This window comes from Pseudomonas sp. HN2, assembly GCF_020736465.1.
GTDB lineage: Bacteria > Pseudomonadota > Gammaproteobacteria > Pseudomonadales > Pseudomonadaceae > Aquipseudomonas > Aquipseudomonas moraviensis_A.
This window is the reverse complement of the sequence record NZ_CP085885.1, coordinates 4,723,954-4,746,404: the sequence shown is the minus strand read 5'-3', so window position 1 is coordinate 4,746,404 and position 22,451 is coordinate 4,723,954. Positions and strand designations below refer to the sequence as shown.

Sequence of the window (22,451 nt, the reverse complement as noted above, 5' to 3'; positions counted from 1 at the left end):
CACCTTACCATGAGCACTGTTCAGGCCAGGAGCGGCGGCGTCACCTTTTCATACGGCAGTAAAAGTCGACGAATTGGAATGAAGCACGGTCCTCAGGTTTCGAAGCCTTCTTATTCGCTGTCCTGTATCGCGTTCAATGCGTTCAATGCGCTTGGAGGGGTCCGTACGACTTAGGGTCTTGACCGTTTCGATTAAATGTTTCGAGCGATACTGCAGCATATTGATCGTGTCGGTAATGTCGGCATCCAGTGCAGTCACCTCATCCTCGGTAAGATCATTTGCGCTGGTTACTATTTCATTCAAGAGATCGAGGGTGTCCGGAATCACCTTGATGGCCGGCCCGACGTAGGGGATCTTGCCAGCGGCTGCCAAGGCCAGTTCCTTGCCAGCCGCGATGCCGCCTTGTTGGATCTCTTGCCGTCCTTCGGGTGTGAGCGGGTTGTAACCGGCGATAGCTTTAAAGTTGATCACGGGCCCTTGTTCGCCCTGTGTTTGCTTTAACAGCCTGGGTCCTTTCAATCGATCCGTTTGCAAGCTGATGGAGGTGTTCAAACCGGTTTTTTTGCCGATCGCTTTCGTCGTTCTACTCACGGTTTTTCCGACGACGAAACCAAGAGCTCCGCCAATCAGCATTCCCAGAGGGCCGCCAGGGATTCCCAGTGCTACCCCGGCTGCGCTCATGCCTATGCCAACCGCGTTGGACGCGCCCTTTTCCGCAAGGAAAAAACCTGTTCGTTTCGCGGTTGATACCCTGCTGTTGGTCTCGGAACGGTGATTGAGTATTTGTGTGGTGACATCCCTGACAGCCAGATCGACCGCTGAAAGCAGCTCGTTATGGAAGGCCAGTTTCTTCTGCATACGCTCTGTGGGAGTGTTTCCGGTAATAAACGCCAGAGCGCCTGTGCTTGACGGCTGGGCTTCTTCTGTTTTGTTGCCTGTCGTGTCGAAGTAAGTCATCGGATTGTTGCGCACGAACCCATACAGGTTCAGCCCATCCACATCCCCCGCCGGGTCGGCGCTGACCCAGCGCTGCAACCATGGCGCGTAATAACGGGCTCCGTAGTAATACAAACCGCTGGCGTCCATCTCCTTGCCCGAATAGCGGATGAACTTGTAGGGGGCTTCGATCTCTGAGGGCGCGGTCATCCACGCCGTGGCGCCGAACGGGTAGTAACCTTCGGCGCTGATCAGTTGCGCCTGCTGACCGAGTTCCATGACGCAGGAGCCGAGGTGATCTTCCAGGCTGTAGCGCAGTTGATCGGTGGCGATGCCTTCGGGTTTTTTCGCTACCCAATGCAGGCAACGCGCGTTGCCGAGGGTGATGACGTGCAGCTCTTCGCCGTTGTCGCGGGTGCGGATTTCCAGCCCCGGCAAGTAGCGCACCTGATGAAAGTGGGCGGCTGTGGAGCTGTGGAATTCGTGGCGTTTGAACACGCGCATGCCCTGGCTGTAGCGGTAATGTTCGGCATCATCGGGGCCGTCCGCGCGCTGGATCAGGGTCACGCTTTGCAGCTCGTCGCGGGCATTCCAGGTCAGCGGTTTGCAGGGGTGCATCGCATTCAGGTTGCCGTGGCGATCGAACAGAACGTCGAACTCCGGTTCCGGATCGTCTGTTTTCCAGCGTACCCCGCGATTACTGTTCGGATCGATGCGCATTTGCCGGGTGTAATTGTTGCCCGCCCGTACATGGCACAGTTCGATCAGGTTGCCACCGTGATCGTACTCATAGGTCTGGGTGTAGTTGAGCCGATTGTTAGGGTCACCCGGTTGCGGCAGACCGGGGATGTCCGGCGGCGGGCCCGCATCGTGGCCGGTGGCGCTGATCAGCCGATAAAGCGAGTCATAGATGAAATCACGGTGGCCGTCGATCCGTTGGTTGGCGAAATATCGCGGCGCAAAAGCGTGGTCTTCGATGCGGGTGATGTTGCCGACGCGGTCGTAGAAGTACTCGAGGTCTTGCACGACCCCGCGGTCTTCGTGGTGGCTGGACTGGGTGTGCAAACGATTATCCGCCGGGTCATACGTCCACGTGCTGTGCACCCGATTCCCGGCCAGTTGTTCGATGATCTGGTCGTTGGCGTTGTACTGCGCGTCGATCAACACCGGTTGCCAGTCAGACGTGCCGCTGATCAGCAGTTGCGCGTCCTTGAGTTGCCCGGCCAGGCCGTAACATGAGCGTCGCCGGTGGCCGCCGGCGTCGGTCTGCTCCAGCAGTGCGCCGAGGGGGCTGAACACTTGGAGGCTGGTAAATGGCTCACCGTCGTGGAACGTGCGGGTTTCCCTCAGAGACGGGCCGGTCAGGGAAAAACTGTCGGTAAGCAGTGAACCGGCACGATCATTTTGTTCCAGCAACTGGCCGCGCTGATTGAGCCCCGCCTCGGCCGAGGCGTCGGCGTAGATGAAAACATCCACGTTGGGCCGGCCATTTTCCCCGACGGCGACCACCCGCAGTTGCGCATCGAAGAGCGTCTGCCAATGGCTGCCGCGCTGATCCCAGCGGCGCAAAGGCTCACCGGCCAGCCCGGGCAGGGTCAGGCGCCAGCCGGCGTCGACGCTGTCGGTTTTCAAGGGCTCGCCGTTCAGTGAATAGACGAGGGCAAGGTTGGGACGGGGGCTTGAGCCAAAAAGACGCGCATCCCATTTTTCAACCACCGCGCCTGTCGCATTGTAATACTGGCGAGCGACAAGCATTTGCACAGCAGGGTCACCGGGTTTGCGCAAACAGGCGATCTGTCTGACAGCCAGGCCTCTGCCATCCCAAGCGACTATGTCTGGTGTGCGAGTCAAGGCGCGAGCGTTCATAAGTGATTCGCTGCACTTTTTTTCTGCTGGTGTGCCGACACTCTCGGCAGCAACTCGGTGACACGGTTCAACTTGCCCAGCACAGCGGTCTCGACCTGTCCCAGGCGATAGCGGGTGCCTTGGGCCGTTGCAATGTGCTCTCGACCGAGACCTTCAAGCTCTGCCAATGCCTGGTCATACAGCTCCTTCCGGGCAGCGAGGTAATCGGCGGTCAATTCGATACTTTGTCCTACCAGGTCCAGATCGCGCTGCCCGAGCGAATTATTGAGTGCCTCCGTCACTTCGACACTGAGACGGAAAAAGGCCAGCCATTTTTCCAGATGAGTGCCTCCTGTGATGTCATCAGCGACTCCAATGGTTCCTGCTATCAGACTTTCCTTGTTACCGTCGGTGGTGCGGGGGTCATATTTTGAGAGAAAGGATTTGATTTTATTTTTCCCGTCCGTGGGTTTGGCTTCTTCAGCCAGACGACCGACATCGTAATCTGCGCTGTCGGGCAACAGTTTGTAGCCGTAAGGATTGTCTGCGCCTAGCTTGTCTATCCCTGCACCTGTCACGTCTGCGGCGATGGCTGCTGTGGCTATGCCGATACCCAACCCGGTGATCGGGTTGAACGTGGCAAATGTTCCGACGAATGTCCCTGCAGTAAGCGCCGTACCCGCAGTGAGGGCAGAGGCCAGAACGTTGAGCAGGGTCAGGGCTGCACGCTTCCCGCTGGAACGGTAGATATCCCTGGTGGAGTTCAAATGGCTGAGTTGATAGATCGATTTGTCCAGTTTGCCTGTAACAACAGCAAGCAGGTTTTCGTAGTCTGTCGCCACGGTCAGTAATTCAGAAGGTGTTCGCTGTTGCCCCTGAGCATCGAAGTACCGCAGCGGATTATTGCCAACGAATCCATACAGGTTCAGGCCATCCACATCCCCCGCCGGGTCGGCGCTGACCCAGCGCTGCAACCATGGCGCGTAATAACGGGCGCCGTAGTAATACAAACCGCTGGCGTCCATCTCCTTGCCCGAATAGCGGATGAACTTGTAGGGGGCCTCGATCTCTGACGGCGCGGTCATCCACGCCGTGGCGCCGAACGGGTAGTAACCTTCGGCGCTGATCAGTTGCGCCTGCTGACCGAGTTCCATCACGCAGGAGCCGAGGTGATCTTCCAGGCTGTAGCGCAGTTGATCGGTGGCGATGCCCTCGGGTTGTTTCGCTGCCCAATGCAGGCAACGGGCGTTGCCGAGGGTGATGACGTGCAGTTCTTCGCCGTTGTCGCGGGTGCGGATTTCCAGCCCCGGCAAGTAGCGCACCTGATGAAAGTGTGCGGTGTTGGCCGCCAAGGTTTCGTGGCGCTTGAACACGCGCATGCCCTGGCTGTAGCGGTAATGCTCGGCATCATCGGGGCCGTCCGCGCGCTGGATCAGGGTCACGCTTTGCAGCTCGTCGCGGGCATTCCAGGTCAGCGGTTTGCAGGGGTGCATCGCATTCAGGTTGCCGTGGCGATCGAACAGAACGTCGAACTCCGGTTCCGGATCGTCTGTTTTCCAGCGTACCCCGCGATTACTGTTCGGATCGATGCGCATTTGCCGGGTGTAATGGTTGCCCGCCCGTACATGGCACAGTTCGATCAGGTTGCCACCGTGATCGTATTGATAGGTCTGGGTGTAGTTGAGCCGATTGTTAGGGTCACCCGGTTGCGGCAGACCGGGGATGTCCGGCGGCGGGCCCGCATCGTGGCCAGTGGCGCTGATCAGCCGATAAAGCGAGTCATAGATGAAATCGCGGTGGCCGTCGACCCGTTGGTTGGCGAAATATCGCGGTGCAAAAGCGTGGTCTTCGATGCGGGTGATGTTGCCGACGCGGTCGTAGAAGTACTCGAGGTCTTGCAGGACCCCACGGTCTTCGTGGTGGCTGGACTGGGTGTGCAAACGATTATCCGCCGGGTCATACGTCCACGTGCTGTGCACCCGATTCCCGGCCAGTTGTTCGATGATCTGGTCGTTGGCGTTGTACTGCGCGTCGATCAACACCGGTTGCCAGTCAGACGTGCCGCTGATCAGCAGTTGCGCATCCTTGAGTTGCCCGGCCAGGCCGTAACATAAGCGTCGCCGGTGGCCGCCGGCGTCGGTCTGCTCCAGCAGTGCGCCGAGGGGGCTGAACACTTGGTGGCTGGTAAATGGCTCACCGTCGTGGAACGTGCGGGTTTCCCTCAGAGACGGGCCGGTCAGGGAAAAACTGTCGGTAAGCAGTGAGCCGGCACGATCCTTTTGTTCCAGCAACTGGCCGCGCTGGTTGAGCCCCGCCTCGGCCGAGGCGTCGGCGTAGATGAAAACATCCACGTTGGGCCGGCCATTTTCCCCGACGGCGACCACCCGCAGTTGCTCATCGAAGAGTGTCTGCCAATGGCTGCCGCGCTGGTCCCAGCGGCGCAAAGGCTCACCGGCCAGCCCGGGCAGGGTCAGGCGCCAGCCGGCGTCGACGCTGTCGGTTTTCACGGCCGATCCGTCCAGCCGGTAAACCGTGGTCAGGCACGGCGCCGACAGGCGCGGATCCCATTGTTCGACCAGCCGCCCGGCGCAGTCGTGCTGCTGCCGGGTTACCAGGGCTTTGGGAGTGTCGGCCGTCACACTGCGCAAGTACCCGACCTGACGCACTGCCAAGCCACGCGCATCGCTCACGACCAGCGCGGGTGTGCGGCGATGCACGCTGGCGGTCACGACCCTGGCGCCTGGGTTGGAGATGATGCCTCGGCAGTGTCGTTGAAATCTTCGCTGGTTTGAAACCAGGGATGGTAGGCCACTCGGGACAGGTGCCCCTTGGCATTGATCAATCGCACCTGCCGGCTCATGACGTCATAGAAAACCTTGTCGTGATGGCCGAGGGTGCGCAGGGACTGATCGTTGACGTAGGTATAGGTATCGGCGAAAAACGCGCGGTACTGACGAACCGGCAAACCCTTGTTGTTGAATTCGACACGCTCGCTGATGCGCCAGCGCGGATTGGCATCGACCACTTTGATCTGACCATTTTCGATAATCAGAGAACCGTCAGCGTCCACGGCATACGCCTCGCCCGGATCGACCAGCTGCTGGGTTTGCAGAGCGCGGCCAAAGCCGTCGACACAGGCTTTGATGATCTGGATCTGCGCCAGCGGATCGTCCGGGTAGCGGTCGGCACTGAGGATCACGCTGTGGACCGGTTCGCGATGCACGGCGGCGATGGCATCTTGCAGGGCTCGCTCATCGGGCGTCAGGACGTTACCAGGCCGGGCAAGTCGGCGGCGCGCGCTGGCCCTGATGTGGCCGCTGGGTAGCAGATAACCCTGGGCGATCCAGGCCAAGGCGGCGCGGGTATCACTGGCGATCCGACCCATCCAGCTGAACAGGTCCTTGCGCAGGGTACTCGCGGCTTTTTGTACGGCATCGGATGGGTGGGCAATGGCGGCGGCGGGGCTGCGGTCATCCGGAATTCTGTATTCGCTCAGTGGCTTGAACCCCGCCTCCCTGTTGTTCTCGGTGCCATGAAAACTGGTGGCCAGAGGCTGCCTGGCGGGGTCATAAAAACCCTGATGAATGTTCAGGTTGGCATCGATGATTTGCAGCGGTTGCAGCGCGTGATAGTCGTACTCGATACGCGTCAGACAGCCGTCCGGTAACTCCACGCAGATGATGGCCAGCGAGTAAGGGTCGTATTCGGCACTGGTATAGCCATGGCTGAGCGTTTCACGGTAACGCCGTACCTTGTAGAAACGCTCGGGGCCGGCATATTCGGCGTAGCCGAAATTCGCCGACCAGAGATCCTGCTCCGTGCTGCCCATGGGGTGGACCCAGAACAGGAACGGCATCGGTGTGTAACCGATTCTTGCCAATTCGGTCCGCACGTCGAAATTCGATAGAACGCTGTAAGCGTCCAGCGCCGTCTTGTCCAGTTGTGCCACTTCCAACGGGCCGAACAAGGCTTCGAAGCTGGCAGTGCCGTCGTCCAGCAGTTTGCCGTCGGTACTCACGTAACGTTGCACGGACTGTGTGGTCAGCACTCGCTGGGCGTTCCATTGCGGCGAATCCTCATGTTCCATCAGGCAGTCATAAGAGACCTGCCCAGGCATAAGCCCGGTGGGCAGTGTGCCTTTGGGCAAGACCAGCGCATTGCCGCGCTGCTGATAGGGCAAACCGAGCCGCCAATGCTGCGGATCCTTGTCCAGATCGATGAACGCAGAGCGGCTTTCATTCAGGTAGAACGATTGTTGCGCCGGGTCATGGGCGTCTGACCACCACTGCCGTTCATCAGGATCGTCGAACGGCGGCGTATCGTCGTCGGTGAGCCGCCGGGCGTAGCTCACGGTGATTGAGTGCGTCGCCTGGCCGTAAGCGTTGTAGCGCAGGACCAGATCCATGCGGCACATGGGATCGTCGACGAAGCCGTCGTACTGGTAGTTGATTTTTTCCACCACCCGCGGCAGCAGGACGGCGGCGGCGGTCGCGCCTTGTTTACCCACCTCGCGCACCCGATAACGGGTTTCTTCGACGGTAAAAGGCGTGGTGACCCGCGGAACATCCTCGCCTGTATCGGCATAGGTCTCGATGCGCGTGACCGCGCCAACCAGTGCCCGGGAAATCTGGTAGCAAGTGTCTGCGTCAGGAGCATCCAGCTGTTCCTCGCAATCGTCCGCCTCGTGGTAGCGGCTGAACAGCGTATCGCCCAGTGGCACTGCATGTGCGTCGTGAGTGAAATAGTCGTCACGCGAGCGGTTCATCGATTGCCCGGTATGAAACCAGGTGAAGACCCGCATCGGCTCGCTGAAGCCGTCGCCCTGATCGTCGCCGGCGCTCTCGCTGTCGGTTTGCTGCAACAGGCCGAAACCGCGGAACTCGCGCTCGCGGCTGTCGTAGAAACCTTCCCGCCAGGTGAAAACCTGCGTCAGACAGTTGCCGGTGATTTCATCCAGTTGCTGCTGTTTTTTGACCACCGTCACCGGGAATGGCAGGTGGCACGCCGGAAAACGTCTGAGGGTGGGCAAATGGCGTTTCTCATCCAGCCATTCCTGCGCCGAGCTGCGGTAGACCACGCTGGCGCTGCAGCCCATGTTGTTGTTACTGCTGGTCAGCAGATACGGCTTGGCCGAAACGAAGTCGTAACGCCAATGCTGCGGCTGCATGTGCGTTACCGTCAGGATCAGGCTGGCGCAGCCCAGGCCTTGCAGGTCGGCGAAATTCACCTGACAGAACCGGTCGTAGCGCACGCCGTCGGGCCACGGCACGCTGATCGGTGTTTGCTCCAGGCCATTGCCGCCGCGATTCAAGTAGATATCGAAGGTGTCGGAGTTCAGATAAATCAGCGACGGGGCACCGGAGCCGTCGAGGTCGGCAAGGCGTACCCGGGACGAATCGAATTGCTCATAGCTGAAGGGCAATGCGCTGATCTTGCGGCCACGGCCAAACCGACCATGGCCCAGGTTCGGCCAGCAACGGATTTCATCGTGGCGAATCCGGCACAGCTCAGGCATATCGCTGCCCAGAAAACTGCTCAGCGCCACCAGTTCTGTGCGGGAGCTGCTGAACAACGGCAAGCGGTCGCCGTCGGGTTTGTGAGCGACCTCCTCGGGAGCAGCAAAGCCCTGTTCACGTTCGTTGGCATACAGTCGCACCGAGTTCGGCCCGATCAATGCCAGGCTACTCAAACCATCTCCAGTCAAATCGCCGAGTGTCGAGAGCGTGTTGAAAAATTCCGGTGGGAATTTGCCAAACGGAATGAAGTCGGCAAACGTGCGTTGCTCTGTCAGGGTGCGAAACCCAGTGATGCCCGGTCGGGCAGTAACCCAGTCGAGCCGACCGTCACCCGTCAGGTCGGTCAACAGTTGCTGGACCGGCCGGTTGCGATCAGCCACCGGAATCCTGTCCAGCGCGACCCAGGGCCCATAGTCGATTGCATCAGTGCCTTGGGTCGCGCGCCGCGGTTCGCGGTAGTACCAGCTCTGGTCATGGCGGCAGAGAAAACCCGGCACACCTTCGCCAAAAAGATCAACGCACTGATAAAAACCGCCGTCCTCGATACCCGGCTGCGTATCGAACTCAAGAAAGCGAAGCGGGGTTTTATTGAGGTCAAAAGGGGCGTAGTCGAACTCGACCGGTGGCGTATTTTCGACGAAGCCTGTGGCATCGAATGCCTGATAGTGCGCCGCGCTGATCTGGCTATAGGTCCACTTTGCGCCGTCCTGCGGTTGCCGGTATTCCAGTAGCAGGCGGCTCGCCAGTTTCGGTTGGTCAGTCGACTGTGCGGGGAAGTGATGGAACAGCAACGCTTGCTGACAGAGTCTGCGCGTGCCCAGCTCAAACCCCTGACCATGGGTCAAAAAGCTGTCCGCTCGCAGCGCCCAGGGTTTCAGGGTGTCACCGTCGTACGCTGGGATATCGCTCAGTGACGTGCTGCGTTCGCCGTAATCGAACAGCAGATGAAAATGCCAGTCCAGTTCGGCGGGGTGTTCTGTGGTCCAGCTGTACAGATTGTTGCTGGCCGTGAAATTGCCGTAGCACACGCGGGCCAGATAACGCTGGGCGCGGTATTCATGCAGCGGGTCGGGATCCTGATCGTCGGCCTTGTAGTCGAAACAGATATGTTCGCCGCGCGCGTTCATGCTTTCGCCTATTAACCAGGCAGCGATATGTCCAGGCGCGTCGGGGTCGGCAATTCGGCTGGCTTCGGTCTTGCCGTAGAGGTGCAGCGAACCGTCGGCACCGTGTATCAGCCAGAATGACGGTGGATCGGCCTCTCGGGTTTGCGCTTGCCAGCGCTCACGCAGGGCGAAATCACTTTCCACTTGCGGCCAGTAGCGCACGACCCTGTGCGGGCCGATGTCGACATCGTTATAGGTGTGTTCTTCCCGGAATCTGATTTCACCGTTTACATCCAGCTCCGGCATCCATACTTCGCCGTCGACACCGATGATCTCGTCGTGATCGGTGTAGCGCGGCACGCCTTTGTTGGTTCTACGGCTGATCTGACCTGCGCCGGCCAAGTGCCAGGAAAGCCCGAACGGACCGTTGCCGCTTTGGCTGCTGTAGTTCAACGAGAACTGCGCATCCCAGCCGCGCCCGGCCGTCGTCGGAATCGGCAGTTCGAACGAAGCCGCTCCGGTCGGCCCCACCGCGCCCCAGCTTTTGCCAATGGTGGCGATCGATGCGCTTTTGGCGATGGAGGGGGTGGTGATGCTCAGCTCTTGTTGTTCAGGCATGGTCGAATCCATTGCGCGCGGGGTGGGCGTGACTGGACTGACGCTAACAAGAATGGCAGGTAAATGAACCTGTCAGATCTGACAGGTGCGCAAGATCATTTTGTATGCTCCGGCAGCTTTTTTATCGCGATCGGTTCGCACATATGAAAACGGCCGATTCATCCCTGCGGATGAATCGGCCGTTTCATGGAAGTGAAGGGCTTACTGCACTTCTACCGCCAGGCTCTCGCTGATCTTCTGCTGCCAGATCGCCGGGCCAGTGATGTGTACGGACTCACCTTTGCTGTCCACCGCCACGGTGACCGGCATGTCCTTGACCTCGAACTCGTAGATCGCTTCCATGCCCAGTTCGGCAAACGCCAGCACTTTGGACTTCTTGATCGCTTGCGCAACCAGGTAAGCCGCGCCGCCGACGGCCATCAGGTACACAGCCTTGTTGTCCTTGATCGCGTCGATCGCAGTCGGGCCGCGCTCGGATTTGCCGATCATGCCCAACAAACCGGTCTGCTCGAGGATCTGCCGGGTGAACTTGTCCATCCGCGTCGCGGTGGTCGGGCCAGCCGGGCCAACCACTTCGTCACCCACCGGGTCAACCGGGCCGACGTAGTAAATGAAGCGACCCTTGAGGTCCACCGGCAGGGTTTCACCCTTGTTCAGCATCTCGACCATGCGCTTGTGCGCGGCGTCGCGGCCGGTGAGCATCTTGCCGTTGAGCAGCACGGTTTCGCCCGGCTTCCAGCTCTGCACGTCTTCCGGGGTCAGAGTGTCGAGGTTGACACGGCGGGCCGACGGGCCGGCTTCCCAGACGATTTCCGGGTAGGCGTCCAGCGGTGGCGCTTCCAGCGAGGCCGGGCCGGAACCGTCGAGCACAAAGTGCGCGTGACGGGTGGCTGCGCAGTTGGGGATCATGCACACCGGCAGCGAGGCGGCGTGGGTCGGGTAGTCCATGATCTTCACGTCGAGCACGGTGGTCAGGCCACCGAGGCCCTGGGCGCCGATGCCCAACTGGTTGACCTTCTCGAACAACTCCAGACGCATTTCTTCGATGCGGTTCTGCGGGCCACGGGCCTTGAGTTCGTGAATGTCGATGGATTCCATCAACACTTCCTTGGCCATCACCGCGGCTTTCTCCGCGGTGCCGCCGATGCCGATGCCGAGCATGCCTGGCGGGCACCAGCCAGCGCCCATGGTCGGAACAGTCTTGAGCACCCAGTCAACGATCGAATCGGACGGGTTGAGCATGGCCATTTTCGACTTGTTCTCGGAACCGCCGCCCTTGGCCGCCACGTCCACTTCCACGGTATTGCCCGGGACGATGGAGTAGTGGATCACGGCCGGGGTGTTGTCCTTGGTGTTCTTGCGAGCGCCTGCCGGGTCGGCGAGGATCGAGGCACGCAGGACGTTTTCCGGCAGGTTGTAGGCGCGACGCACGCCTTCGTTGATCATGTCGTCCAGGCCCATGGTGGCGCCATCCCAACGCACGTCCATGCCGACACGGACGAACACGGTGACGATACCGGTGTCCTGGCAAATCGGCCGATGGCCGGTGGCGCACATGCGCGAGTTGATCAGGATCTGCGCCATCGAATCACGGGCCGCCGGCGATTTTTCGCGCAGGTAGGCCTCGTGCATCGCCTGGATGAAATCCACGGGGTGGTAATAGGAAATGAACTGCAAAGCGTCGGCAACGCTCTGAATCAGGTCATCTTGCTTGATCACGGTCATGAGTCGCGCTCCTCGAAAAACACGGTGGGGCAGCTACAAGCTTCTAGCTTCGAGCGGCAAGTTAAAGCATTACGCGGACAGCTTGAGCTTGCCGCTTGAGGCTTGCGGCTGTCCCTTTGTGGCGCGACGCTAAAAAGGCGCGGCAGTATACCGCGGCTCGGTTGGGCGTACACGCGCCAGCAGTCATTCATTGCAGTAGCTGCAAGCTGCAAGCTTCGAGCGGCAAGTCAAAGCAGGACGCGGACAGCTTGAGCTTGCCGCTTGAAGCTTGCGGCTTGTAGCTGCCCTTCCGGGCCGGGCGGGCCACACTTTTGACGCCATTTTCCCGGCCCGAAAATCGGTGGTCATTTAGCGACCGGGCCTCTAAAGTGGCATCCGGTCTGTAGAGTAGGACACTCGGTCAGCCTCCTATCGCACGGTGAGTCAACGATTGACCCATAACGCCATTCAACGCCTGTTGCTCAAACGCTTCGCCCTCGCTGCGGCCACCTACGGATTGGCTTTGCTGCTGCTGTGGCTGGCGTTTTTTACCGGGCATTACCAGCAATCGCTCAGTGGCGTGGCGATCGGCAGCGCTATGGTAGTCATCAGTCAGGCGACCCTGTTCGGGCTGTTCTGGAGCGGTCGCAACCAGCGCTTCGCCGACCCCAGCCTGACCGAAGCGCAAGTGTTGATGGGCCTGGGCTGGCAGACCTGGCTGATCGCCCATGTCGACGAGGCGCGCGGGGCGTTTCTGGTGTTTTACGTGCTGATTCTGCTGTTCGGCCTGTTCCATCTCACCCGCCGGGTGTTCATCCGCTGCGCGCTGCTGGTGTTTTTCAGTTTCTCCGCGATTACCCTGTGGGACGCCTACCACTTCCGCCTCGCCGAGCCTGCGCTTGCGGCATTGCAGGTGTGCATTCTGGCGATGGTCTTGGCGTGGCTGGTGCTTTACGCACGTTTTGTCCAGGTTTCCCGACAACGTCAGCGCCAGCGCCGGTTTGCCTTGCAGGCGCATCAGGACACCTTGCGCGGAATGATGCGCCAGCTCGAAGACCTGGTCGCCACCGATGAACTGACCGGCCTGTTCAATCGCCGTCACTTCCTGCGCATCGCCTCGCGCGAGCTCAACGCGCTGGACAGCGACGTGATGCACGGTCTGGCGCTGATCGATCTGGATCACTTCAAACGCATCAACGACCTGCACGGCCACGCCGCCGGCGATCAGGTGCTGCAGGCGTTTGCCGCTGTCGCGCAAGCGTGCCTGCGCGACGGCGACGTGCTGGCGCGCTATGGTGGCGAGGAATTCGTGGTGCTGTTGCCCGACTGCGATGCCGAACGCCTGACCGCGTGTTGCGAGCGTTTGCGCATCGCCTTCAGTGAGGTGGAATTGATGGGCCTGCAAGTGCGCAACCTGAGCCTGTCGGCGGGCATGACCCTGCTGTGCGTTGGCGATGATCTGGATGAGGCGTTGCAGCGCGCCGATCAGGCGCTGTATCGGGCCAAGCGTGACGGGCGCAATCGTTGTGCCGCGGCATGGGAAAACGTCGATGCCTGAACTGCGCGTCGGTGATCGGCAATGGACGGTTGAGGCGGGCAGCAATCTGCTCGATGTCCTCAACCAGAACGGTGTCGTCGTGCCCTACAGCTGTCGCGCCGGCAGTTGCCATGCCTGTCTGGTGCAATGCACCCAAGGCCTGCCTGCCGACAACCGTCCGGACGCCTTGAGTGCCGAGCAACGTCAGGACGGTTGGCGCCTGGCCTGCCAATGCCAGGTGACCGAAGATCTGCAGGTGCACACCTTCGATCCGCTCGCCGACGGTCGTCCGGCCGTGGTCGAGGCGCTGGACTGGCTCAGCGACAGCGTTCTGCGCCTGCGCCTGGCCCCGCAGCGGCCGCTGCGCTACAGCGCCGGTCAGCATCTGGTGTTGTGGATTGACCACATCGCTCGGCCTTACTCGCTGGCGAGCCTGCCGCAAGAAGACCGCTTTCTCGAGTTTCACCTCGATTGCCGCCAGCCCGGCGAATTCATCGATGCCGCACGTCACCTGCAGATCGGCGACTCGATCCGCCTCGGTGAACTGCGCGGCGGCGCTTTGCACTACGACCCGGACTGGCACGCCCGGCCGCTGTGGCTGCTCGCCGCCGGCACCGGTCTAGGCCCGTTGTTCGGTGTCCTGCGCGAAGCACTGCGTCAGGATCACCAAGGCGCCATCCGTGTCATTCACCTGGCTCATGACGCACGCGAGCACTATCTGGCCAAACCCCTTGCGGCACTGGCCGCGCAGCGGGAAAACCTCAGCGTCGAGCTGTGGACGGCGGCCGAGTCGGCCGCCGCTTTGGCGCAACTGCGCCTTGTTTCCCGACAGACCCTGGCCTTAGTCTGCGGCTCGACGGCCAGTGTCGACGCCTTCGCCAGGCGCTTGTATCTGGCCGGATTGCCGCGCAATCAACTGCTGGCCGATGTGTTTCTGTCCCGTGGTTGAGCGCTGACTTCCAGACGCGAGACACGCCATGACCGAAGCCATTCTGCTGGAGCGCGAGCGCGGTCTGTTGACCCTGCGCCTCAATCGCCCGGACAAGAAAAACGCCCTGACCCGTGCCATGTACGGCCGCCTCGCCGACGCATTGAAGCAGGCCGATGGCGACCCGCAGATCAACGCCGTGCTGATCACCGGCAGCGCCGAGTGTTTCACCGCCGGCAACGACATCGCCGACTTCATCCAGCAACCGCCGAGCGACCTCGACAGCCCGGTGTTTCATTTCATGCTCAATTTGCTTGAGTGCCGCAAACCGGTGATTGCCGCTGTGGCCGGCGCGGCGGTTGGCATCGGCGCAACCCTGTTGCTGCATTGCGATCTGGTTTACGTCAGCCGCGATGCACGCCTGCGCATGCCATTCGTCAACCTCGGTTTGTGCCCTGAGTTCGGTTCCAGCCTGATCCTGCCGCGTCTGCTTGGGCAGGCCAGAGCGGCAGAATTGTTGTTGCTCGGCGAAAGCTTCAGCGGCGAGCAGGCTGCGCAGTGGGGGATCGCCACCCAAGCGCTGGACAGCGGTGATGAGGTGCTGAGCAAGGCCCGGGAGATGGCGCTGCGGTTTGATGAACTGCCGGCCGAAGCGGTACGCATCAGCAAGCAATTAATGCGAGCGCCGGATCGCGAGTTGCTGCGCAAAGTCATCGAGGAGGAGGGCGCGTTGTTCACCCAGCGGCTGCGTTCCCCGGAAGCGTTGGCGGCGTTGAACGGATTTATCAAACGGCACTGAAATGGCGGCGACTGCACTGGCCTTGTGAGCGAAGGGGCCAAGTCAGCGAGCACATTTGTCAGGCCCAATATGGAACGCCCTGCCATTTACCTGGCAGGGCGTTGCATTTGAGGCGGTTGGCGAAACTCAGCCGTGGTAGCGCAGCAACGCGATTTTTCTGCCGGGCAGGGTGGCGCAGATCAAAATCCGGCCATCCTCCTGCAGTGTCAAACCGGTAGCCAGTTGCACGCCGTCCTCCAGGCGTGTGCGTAGCCAGCCTTGGCCATCGTTGAACTCCGGATCGAAGTCTGCGTCGATGAACCGTGCGATGACAATGTCAGCCTGTCCCCGTACTCCGATCGCCCCGGCGACCACAATCCTGCCGTTTTTCTGAATGGCTGCGCCTGTCCATGACGTAATCGAACCGGATTCCAGCTCCGTATAGAGAGGTTGACCCCGGTTGAACTGAATGTTGGGACTGCCGTCAGGTTCAAGGCTGATCATCACGCCTTCGTTGCCAAGGCTATCGCCGAACCCGAGGATGCGTTGATTGGGTTGCAGCACAGTAGCCTGGATCAGATGCGCGTGCAGTGGGCTGGCAACAGTGACAAATCCATTGTCGCCAAACTGCTCGTCCAGCTCACCGGAGGCGTTGTAGCGTACGAACATGGCCGGGCTGGGGTTGCCGGAGTCGTCGTACACATTGCCGCAACCCAGGTACTTGCCATCCGGTTGCACGGTCACATTCCTCAACACCGTGGCATTGAGGGGGTAATCGGGATGAATCACCGGGATATAACCGATCTGGTTGAAGCCCAGATCCAGTGCGCCATTTTTTTCCAGGCGGATAATGAGGCCATGGGACTGCTGTAAATCGAAAAAATAGTTATGGGATGCGAGGATTTTGCCGTCCGGCAGTATTTCGACGCCGTGTGGATGGGTGGCGCTGGCGTCTATTTTTCGAGATCTGTCGCTGGATGCCGACCTGCCGGGTGGCGACAGCTTGATATCCAGTACGGTGTGTCCGTTGGTACCAAACGAGGGATCCAGTTGCCCGTGAGCGTCGTAGCGGGAGAAGGCGGGCACCAACTGGCCTCCAGCGTAGACTTCACTGAAGATGACGATGTTTCCATCGGGTTGAAACGTGAAGGATTTGATTTGCGACAGGGTGCAGTCAGGATAAATGTCCTGGGCAAAACCGGAGGTTGCAAAACTGCGATCGACACTGCCGTCACTGTTGAACCGACCAAGGAAATACCTGGGGTTCGGATCGGCGACATCTTCACCGTTGCCCGCGCAGTAAATCTTGTTGTCCGGGCCGATACGAACGCCGGAGACCCGCGCCAATGGCATGTCGGGGACATTGATCATTACTGTCCCGTCGGTACCGAACTCCAGGTCAGGCTTGCCTGCGCTATCGAGGGTTTGACTCTTCGGTGTCAGCAGACCGCGCGCCACGCAGGACACTCGTCGACCATTGTCCATTACGGTTGCAATGAACAGCGCGCTGTGGTCGGTGAGCAACGATGCAGGCATGAAACCCCTCATGACATCGAACTGCAGCCACCCTGTTCCGGCCCCGAACGTTTTATCCAGTTCGCCCCGGTCAGTGAACTTCGCGATCACGGTGCGACCTGGATCATACAGGTATCCAAACACCAGAATACTCCCGTCCGGCTGGGTGGCTGCCGATGACCAACTGGCCGAGCGCCCCTCCAGTCTGGTCAGCAACGGTTCGCCCCGATTGAACTGGATGTTCGCGCTGCCATCGGATTCCCGACTGATCAACAATCCCCGATTCTTGTCCAAGTGTTGTTCATAGCCAATGCTCAACAGACGTCTATTGGCCTGGGCAACGAGTTTGTCAGTGAAGAAGCGCAGTTCGTCGCTATTGGGCTTGACCACCAAATAGCCCGCTGTGGCGAAGGAAGTGTCCAGGGCCCCAGTGATTTCCAGTTTGCTGAAAAGCGCGTCGCCCGGCCGATGGTTTTTTCCGAGGCAATACCCGCTCAGAGCGTACTTTCCTTCATGGTCGACGACCATATCGGTCAATACGGTATGAGGATAGTCAGGGTGTGCGACGCGGACCATTCCGGTCTGGTTGAAGCTGGTGTCGAGTGCACCATTGGGCATGAAACGAAGCACGACCGACTGCGTTTGTTCATTACCGTCATAAATCCGCGTCAGTACCAGAATCTTGCCATCAGGCAGCACAGGGCCGTGGCTGACCGATTGAGCCAGCGGCGTTGCGCGGGAGTTCTCATCGCGCAGTTTCCGGTCGGCGCTCAGGCTGCCAAGGGGGATCAGCACTTCCCCCTTGTCGCCGAAGTCCGGATCCGGACGGCCATCGGGTAACAGGCGCACGAGCCCGACCCACGCGTCAAAGCTGCCGTCGCGGTAGTCGCCTATCAGCAATATTTTGCCGTCAGGCAGCGCTACGACTTCAAGGATGTCCGAGTGGGCACGTCCGCCTTCATCTGGATCGAACTCGCCGGTGACATGTCCACCCTTGCCGAATGTGCTGTCGACGACTCCATTGGCACTCATCCTCATGCACCAGTAGGAAACCCTGTCGCTGTACTCAGCGCCGACGACGTAGATCCGGCCAGTGGAATCGACGCCCAGCCCCCTGGGCTGAATCGAAGCCCCTTCAGTTCCCGAAGCGTTCAGAAGCACTAGACCGTGGGTGCCGAAAGCGGGATCGAGTTGCCCTTCATTGTTCGAAGTCGATGGTCGCTTACCTGTGCCGTTGGCGTGGTAACGCAGGATCAGGCCTTGGAAGGCTCCGTCGCCGTGCCGAAAACCGGCCACGACGATCTTCCCGTCCTTCTGCAACGCCAGCCCATAGAAACGGGTGTGACCGTCGACCCGAGTGCTTGTCCAGCCGCGCTGGTGAAATGTCGTGTCCAGCGCGCCGTTGTCCAGCAAGCGCACCACCACGCCGGGCGACGACTCGTCCGCAGGCTTGATGGCTCCGCATAGAACAATTTTGCCATCGGGTTGCATTGCGCCTGCTTCCCATTTGGTAGTGCTGTCGTCGAGCCGGTTGAGCAACGGTGTTGCGCCATTGAATTGAATGTTGTACTTGCCATCCGCTTCAAGGCTGATCAAAAGGCCTCGCCCATCGCTGGTTGAGCCGATCCCCAGCAGCCGCTTGTTCGGCTGGGCAATGACCGTTTCGAATTCGGCGAATTCGAACAAGGTTTGTGGTGGGGCGAAGAAACCCGCCGTGCCGAAGCCGGGTACAAGTTTGCCGGCGCGCGTGTAGCGCGCCATCAACGGCACTCTCAGATTCGGATCAGAAACCAGGCCTCCCGCCACCACAATCGTGCCATCGTGATCCACACATGCACTGCGCAGTTTCACTTGAGCGGGATCTGCTCCGGGATAAATCACCTGGACATGACCTGTGCCGTTGAAATCCGTGTCGTACGAACCATCGCTGTTGAGCAGGAACAGGTACGCAAGGGTGTCTGTCACGTGAGTGACGGTATAGGTATTGCCCACGAGGATTTTTCCATCTGCCAGCGGTGTGACGCTGGTCGAAAATTCCTGACTGGCATTCTTCTCTGCTATGCCAGCCAGATCCTGATCAACGCTGGAAACCGGCCGCCTGAGGATCACGTAGCCGTCGACACCGAAAGAGGTGTCGCGTCTGCCGTCAGCGAAGAATCTGGCCAACGCCGGAGTTGCCGTGTCGTAGATCCATCCGGTCAGCAGGATTTTCCCGTCATCGAGCAGCGTGATGGTGGTGCCCGCTGACTCCGTTCGTTGAATGAAATTGCCACTGGCGATGCCGTTATCGCCAAAGTCGGGATCGAGCGTGCCATCGGCTTTCAGGCAGCCCAACACGTAGGGTCTTTCGGTGACGCCCGTGCGTGCCTGCCCCGTGAAATAAATCCGCTCGACGGTAGGGGTGTATTGCGTCTGGACGCCATACAGTATGGATTCGCGTCCGAGAGAGACGCGATCCAGTAAAAAAACACCGTTGTCTGCAAAGTTTTTGTCACGCCCATCGTCGTCCTGGGTCAACCGTATCGAATCGTTCATGCCGCTCTCCTTGAGTGGATGGTTACGACCCGATTAGCTACCCAACAATCGACCCGGTCTACTGTCAGGTCTGACAGTAGACAGCCGTGTTGACTTTGTGCCCCGCCAACAAAAAGCCCCGCCATTCACATGGCGGGGCTTTTGCGTTTCAGCTGTCGGTCACTCAGACCTGCGGGTCGCCCACGTGCAGGATCTTCATGCCGTTGGTGCCGCCGGTGGTGTGGTAGCTGTCGCCCTTGGTCAGGATGACCCAGTCGCCTTTTTCCACAACGCCGCGCTTGGTCAGTTCGTCGATGGCTTTCTGGCTGACTTCGTGCGGTTCCAGCGAGGCCGGGTCGAACGGGATGGTGTAGACGCCACGGAACATGGCTGCGCGAGCCTGGGCTTCGCGGTGCGGGGTGAAGGCGTAGATCGGCACCGAGGAGCGGATACGCGACATGATCAGCGGAGTGAAGCCACTTTCGGTCAGGGCGATGATCGCTTTGACGCCCGGGAAGTGGTTGGCGGTGTACATGGTCGCCAGCGCGATGCTTTCGTCGCAACGGCTGAATTCCTTGCCGATGCGGTGGCTGGAGGTTTTGCCGGTCGGGTGCTTCTCGGCGCCAACGCAGATGCGCGCCATTGCCTGCACGGCTTCCAGCGGGTACAGGCCAGCGGCGGATTCGGCCGACAGCATTACGGCGTCGGTGTAGTCGAGCACGGCGTTGGCCACGTCGGACACTTCGGCGCGGGTCGGCATCGGGTTCTGGATCATCGACTCCATCATCTGCGTCGCGACGATCACCGCTTTATTGTGGCGACGTGCGTGCAGGATGATTTTCTTCTGGATGCCCACCAGCTCGGCGTCGCCGATTTCCACACCCAGGTCACCACGGGCAACCATCACTGCGTCGGACGCCTTGATCAGCCCGTCGAGGGTTTCGTCGTCGGCCACGGCTTCGGCGCGCTCGATCTTCGCCACCAGCCAGGCAGTGCCGCCGGCCTCGTCGCGCAGTTGACGGGCGTATTCCATGTCCGCGGCATCACGCGGGAAGGACACCGCGAGGTAGTCGACTTCCATTTCCGCGGCGAGCTTGATGTCGGCCTTGTCTTTTTCGGTCAGGGCCGGCGCGGTCAGACCGCCACCGCGACGGTTGATGCCTTTGTGATCGGACAGCGGGCCGCCGATGGTCACGACGCAATGCAGTTCGGTGGCGGTGGCGGTTTCAACGCGCATCACCACGCGGCCGTCGTCGAGCAGCAGCTCGTCGCCCACGCCGCAGTCCTTGACCAGATCCGGGTAGTCGATGCCGACCACTTGCTGGTTGCCTTCGGTCAACGGATGGCTGGTGGAGAAGGTGAACTTGTCACCGATCTTCAGCTCGATCTTCTTGTTGGCGAATTTGGCGATACGGATTTTCGGGCCTTGCAGGTCGCCGAGCAGGGCGACGAAGCGGCCGTGCTTGGCAGCGAGGTCACGCACCAGCTTCGCGCGAGCCTTGTGCTCGTCGGGGGTGCCGTGGGAGAAGTTCAGACGGGCAACGTCCAGACCAGCCAGAATCAGCTGTTCGAGAACTTCCGGCGAGTTACTGGCCGGGCCAAGGGTAGCGACGATTTTGGTACGACGGACGGACATGCAAAGACTCCTGAGTTCAAGCGCAGGCAGAGGCTACTATGCTCGAAGGGTGTAGTCATTGTTCGAATGCACTACTTATCGTTTTCTTTATTGAACGCGGCAACTTTGCGATCAGCGCGCCTGAAGATTTCCGACCAGGGGTCGATACAGAGCACAAGACAGGAGAACCCCCATGCGATTGTTGCCCATTGCCGCCCTTGCCCTCAGCGTCCTCGCCGTGACGGGCTGCACCCGTTGGTCGATGAACCATCACTTGAACAACGCCTACAGCGCCTACGAGCGGGGCAATTGCGAGCAGGTCATGCTCGAACTCTCCAAGGTCGAACGCGCCAGCCGTGCCCGCCCGTACGTGTGGCCGGAAGTGTCGATGATGCGCGGTCAGTGCCTGGAACGGCAGAAGCTGTACATCGACGCGGTGCAGACCTACCAGTTCATCATCGCTTCGTACCCCGACAGCGAATACGCCTACCGCGCCCGTGCGCGTCTTGAAACCCTGCAGAGTCTGGGCCATTACCCGACGCGCAGTGCCGCTGCGGTGGTGCGGCCGACACGCTTCTGATGATGCTTGCCGTACAAAATCTGGCCGTCTGTACAAGCTCCGCTATAGTCAAGGAAACCGCCTGAAGCCTTGTCTTCATGGCGGCGCAACACCTGCGACTGGCAGTTGTAAAGGTGACGGCGATGATCGCGACCGTCACACCGGAAGCGGGGAGAGCGGGCCTGCCGAACAGGTTCGTTCCGAAGCACAGGTGCGGCTCCTGACGGAGCCATGCAGGGCGAACTGCTGATCATGTTTACCGACCGCCGGATCGAACGGCACCAGTTGCCGTACTACCTCAGAGTGTTCAACAGCGTGACCGACAAACCCGTTGGCTTTCTCGGCAACGTGTCGGCAGACGGGCTGATGCTGATCAGTCAATTGCCGATGATGGTCGGGATGGATTTCCAGTTACGCCTCAAAGTCCCCACCCGCGATGGCGGCCAGCAAGTCATCGATTTCAGCGCCTGCTGCGTGTGGTGCCATGAAGACGCCACGCCGCTGCACTACGACGCCGGTTTCACCCTGCGCCGCGCGCCAGCGGAGTTCGGTCAATTGGTGCTGGCGCTGCAGCAGTACTTCAGCTTTCAGCCGCTGCCAGCCTCGGCCTGAACAGCAAAAGATCGCAGCCTTCGGCAGCTCCTACAAGGGAACGCGTTGCAAATGCAGGCGCTGCCGAAGGCTGCGATCTTTTGATCTTGACGTCACGCCGTCGTGATCGCCCGCTCCTGATCCAGCGCCTTCTCCGCCAGCAATAACCCCATCTCGCTCAACTGATAGATCGCCATCGCCAGATGTCGTGGCTTGTCCTCGAGGCTGTCCGCCAGATCGAGCAGCAGAATGCTGACCGAAGAAAAGGTCTCGTAGGTTTGAATGGCCATCGCTTCGGGGTTGATATCAGGCGCAACCATGAACATCTGCATGCCGCGATCTACAGAATTGCACGACGGCGCAGTTGCGGGTTTTTTCAGGTAGTGGTCGAGGGCTTTTTCAGCGGCCTCGTGAAGTCTGTTGGAATCGGGGGACGCGTAGGGGGAGGTCGAGTCTTCGGTTTCGGGGGGATTGGGTGTTGGTTTGATCATGGTGATAACCCTTGGTTGGGGGCCTTCACCCCTCGCGACTAAACGAATGGGGTGGCGGCTGGACGCAGGTTAGTCGACCGGGGGTATCACCAAAAACCGGCGCGCCGAAGCGCCCTGCGTACAGCCACCATCGAGTGCGGGAATAGGGATTACCCGACTTGATGACGCTTATACACCTTGATGACAAACCCCCGGGCG

General features: G+C 60.2%; 12 protein-coding genes. 5 read left to right on the top strand and 7 right to left on the bottom strand.

Annotated features, from left to right (window positions below; all coding sequences use genetic code 11):
- Positions 1-48 precede the first annotated feature (48 nt).
- The 4 genes from LIS66_RS20965 to LIS66_RS20950 form a co-directional block, all read right to left on the bottom strand.
- On the bottom strand, positions 49-2,691 hold the full coding sequence (locus tag LIS66_RS20965; protein WP_322746246.1) for an RHS repeat-associated core domain-containing protein: 2,643 nt from the start codon (positions 2,689-2,691) through the stop codon (positions 49-51).
- Positions 2,692-2,798: 107 nt separating this feature from the next.
- A complete protein-coding gene (locus tag LIS66_RS20960; protein WP_227972973.1) occupies positions 2,799-5,510 on the bottom strand; it encodes an RHS repeat-associated core domain-containing protein in 2,712 nt (903 codons plus the stop codon).
- Positions 5,507-10,021, bottom strand: coding sequence for a SpvB/TcaC N-terminal domain-containing protein (locus LIS66_RS20955; RefSeq protein ID WP_042607322.1), 4,515 nt, complete (start codon positions 10,019-10,021; stop codon positions 5,507-5,509). Before LIS66_RS20955 ends, LIS66_RS20960 begins: the two co-directional genes overlap by 4 nt.
- 201 nt (positions 10,022-10,222) lie before the next feature.
- Positions 10,223-11,746 carry a fumarate hydratase gene (locus LIS66_RS20950; RefSeq protein WP_227972972.1) on the bottom strand — a complete coding sequence of 508 codons (1,524 nt, stop codon included), beginning with the start codon at positions 11,744-11,746 and terminating at the stop codon, positions 10,223-10,225.
- Between the two features lie 430 nt (positions 11,747-12,176).
- Between LIS66_RS20950 and LIS66_RS20945 the strand changes: the two genes are divergently transcribed.
- The 3 genes from LIS66_RS20945 to LIS66_RS20935 are packed head-to-tail and all read left to right on the top strand — an operon-like array spanning position 12,177 to position 14,989.
- Positions 12,177-13,283, top strand: coding sequence for a sensor domain-containing diguanylate cyclase (locus LIS66_RS20945; protein WP_227972971.1), 1,107 nt, complete (start codon positions 12,177-12,179; stop codon positions 13,281-13,283).
- The gene (locus LIS66_RS20940; RefSeq protein ID WP_042607320.1) at positions 13,276-14,211 is read left to right on the top strand and encodes an iron-sulfur-binding ferredoxin reductase; all 936 of its coding nucleotides are present in this window, start codon (positions 13,276-13,278) and stop codon (positions 14,209-14,211) included. The genes LIS66_RS20945 and LIS66_RS20940 overlap by 8 nt, the downstream gene beginning before the upstream one ends.
- A 28-nt stretch (positions 14,212-14,239) precedes the next feature.
- Positions 14,240-14,989 carry an enoyl-CoA hydratase-related protein gene (locus tag LIS66_RS20935; RefSeq protein ID WP_227972970.1) on the top strand — a complete coding sequence of 250 codons (750 nt, stop codon included), beginning with the start codon at positions 14,240-14,242 and terminating at the stop codon, positions 14,987-14,989.
- A gap of 126 nt (positions 14,990-15,115) precedes the next feature.
- On the opposite strand, the gene LIS66_RS20930 is transcribed toward LIS66_RS20935, so the two are convergent.
- Entirely contained in the window at positions 15,116-19,018 is a 3,903-nt protein-coding gene (locus tag LIS66_RS20930) for a hypothetical protein (protein WP_227972969.1), read from the bottom strand.
- A 163-nt stretch (positions 19,019-19,181) separates the two neighbouring features.
- Entirely contained in the window at positions 19,182-20,633 is a 1,452-nt protein-coding gene (gene pyk, locus LIS66_RS20925) for a pyruvate kinase (RefSeq protein WP_024014116.1), read from the bottom strand.
- A gap of 172 nt (positions 20,634-20,805) precedes the next feature.
- Here pyk and LIS66_RS20920 point away from each other — a divergent pair, with 172 nt between their 5' ends.
- Together LIS66_RS20920 and LIS66_RS20915 are read left to right on the top strand one after the other, a co-directional pair.
- Entirely contained in the window at positions 20,806-21,192 is a 387-nt protein-coding gene (locus LIS66_RS20920) for a tetratricopeptide repeat protein (protein WP_042607317.1), read from the top strand.
- A 231-nt stretch (positions 21,193-21,423) separates the two neighbouring features.
- A complete protein-coding gene (locus tag LIS66_RS20915) occupies positions 21,424-21,783 on the top strand; it encodes a PilZ domain-containing protein (RefSeq protein ID WP_227974542.1) in 360 nt (119 codons plus the stop codon).
- Positions 21,784-21,875: 92 nt separating this feature from the next.
- On the opposite strand, the gene LIS66_RS20910 is transcribed toward LIS66_RS20915, so the two are convergent.
- A complete protein-coding gene (locus LIS66_RS20910) occupies positions 21,876-22,253 on the bottom strand; it encodes a DUF6124 family protein (RefSeq protein WP_227972968.1) in 378 nt (125 codons plus the stop codon).
- Positions 22,254-22,451 lie beyond the last annotated feature (198 nt).

Bases quoted from the DNA above. Each gene is read 5' to 3' on its own strand.
- LIS66_RS20965 (WP_322746246.1), bottom strand. From the start codon at position 2,691: ATGCTTGTCGCTCGCCAGTATTACAATGCGACAGGCGCGGTGGTTGAA.
- LIS66_RS20955 (WP_042607322.1), bottom strand. From the start codon at position 10,021: ATGCCTGAACAACAAGAGCTGAGCATCACCACCCCCTCCATCGCCAAA.
- LIS66_RS20950 (WP_227972972.1), bottom strand. From the start codon at position 11,746: ATGACCGTGATCAAGCAAGATGACCTGATTCAGAGCGTTGCCGACGCT.
- LIS66_RS20935 (WP_227972970.1), top strand. From the start codon at position 14,240: ATGACCGAAGCCATTCTGCTGGAGCGCGAGCGCGGTCTGTTGACCCTG.
- LIS66_RS20915 (WP_227974542.1), top strand. From the start codon at position 21,424: ATGTTTACCGACCGCCGGATCGAACGGCACCAGTTGCCGTACTACCTC.
- LIS66_RS20930 (WP_227972969.1), bottom strand. From the start codon at position 19,018: ATGAACGATTCGATACGGTTGACCCAGGACGACGATGGGCGTGACAAA.
- LIS66_RS20910 (WP_227972968.1), bottom strand. From the start codon at position 22,253: ATGATCAAACCAACACCCAATCCCCCCGAAACCGAAGACTCGACCTCC.
- LIS66_RS20940 (WP_042607320.1), top strand. From the start codon at position 13,276: ATGCCTGAACTGCGCGTCGGTGATCGGCAATGGACGGTTGAGGCGGGC.
- LIS66_RS20920 (WP_042607317.1), top strand. From the start codon at position 20,806: ATGCGATTGTTGCCCATTGCCGCCCTTGCCCTCAGCGTCCTCGCCGTG.
- pyk (WP_024014116.1), bottom strand. From the start codon at position 20,633: ATGTCCGTCCGTCGTACCAAAATCGTCGCTACCCTTGGCCCGGCCAGT.